This window comes from Planomonospora alba, assembly GCF_039534085.1.
GTDB classification, from domain to species: Bacteria; Actinomycetota; Actinomycetes; order Streptosporangiales; family Streptosporangiaceae; genus Planomonospora_B; species Planomonospora_B alba.
Genome location: NZ_BAAAUT010000154.1, coordinates 1 through 1,187 on the forward strand (window position 1 = coordinate 1; position 1,187 = coordinate 1,187).

Genomic DNA, 1,187 nt, shown 5'->3' on the forward strand with positions numbered 1-1,187 from the left:
GGGCGGCACAGGGGACGGCTCGGGTACGGTGCGGCGCGGCGCGGCCTCCTCGGCCGGGGACCGGCTCATGAGGGCGTCGGGCACCATGAGCACCGCCTTGACACCGCCGCTCGCCGACGGGGCGCTCACATCGACGCGGAACCCGTAGTCGCGGGCGAGCCGCCCGATGACGGCGAACCCGAGCCTGCGCTCGTCCTCCAGGGTGGTGACGTCCACGACGACCCGGTGCGTCAGCAGCCGCTCGGCGGCCTCCCGCTGGAAGTGGTTCATGCCCAGGCCGCTGTCTTCCACCACGATCCGGTAGCCGGCCTGCACCCGCTGGACGTAGACGCTCACCGGGTCGCCGGAGTAGTCGGTCGCGTTGGCCAGCAGCTCGGTCAGGGCGACGACGACCGGCTCGACCACCCGTCCCTCGACGAACAGCTCGCCGACCTCCGGCAGGTAGGTGTAGTGGACGCGCTCGTAGGGGCCGATACGGCCGCGCGCGCTCTCCACGATCTCGCGGAAGGTGCAGTCGGCCCGCTGCGTGCCCGGCCACGAGCCGGTCAGGATGCGCAGGCGCTGCACCATGTGCAGGCTCCTGGTGGCGAAGTGGTCGATGTCGATGAGGCTCTGGTGGTAGGCGCTGGCGTGCGGGTGCCTGTCCAGCTCCTCGTCGATCTTCATCTGGAGCCGGGTGAGGAACGTCTGCGCCTCGTCGGCCATGCCGCGCACCCCGGCGCGGGCCGTGCGGGCGGCTCCGGCCCGGGCGTCCTCCAGCGCCTGGCGCACCAGGTCCTCGGCCGCCGCGTGCAGGTCCTCCAGCGGCGTGCCCTTCAGCATCGGGTTGAGCAGGCCGGTCCCGGTGGCGCCCGGCAGCTCGCGCGCGCCCGCCTCCACCAGCGCCGGGAGCCGCTGCTGGACCAGGTGCCGGGTCTCCTCCAGGGCGGCCTGGTACCACTCCACGTTCACGGTGACCTGCCGGCGCAGCTCGTCCGCGTCCCGGGCGAAGGCCAGCCGCGCCTCCTCCACCTGGTGCGCGGCCTCACTCCTGGCCCGTGCCGCCTCGTTCTCGGCGGCGCGCCGGGCCCGGACGGCGGTCCGGGCGGTGCGGGCCTGGGCGGCCAGTGCCGCGCAGGCGACCGCGAGACCTCCGCCCAGCAGCAGTTCCGCCACGACGTTCGGTTCGATCATGAAAGTCCTCGGGC

The 1,187-nt window shown here is 74.0% G+C and carries 1 protein-coding gene; it reads right to left on the reverse strand.

Features of this window, described 5'->3' with window-relative positions:
• Window positions 1-1,173: ATP-binding protein (locus ABD823_RS34370; RefSeq protein WP_344867128.1), on the reverse strand; the 1,173-nt coding region annotated here is incomplete at its 3' end.
• Window positions 1,174-1,187: the final 14 nt, after the last annotated feature.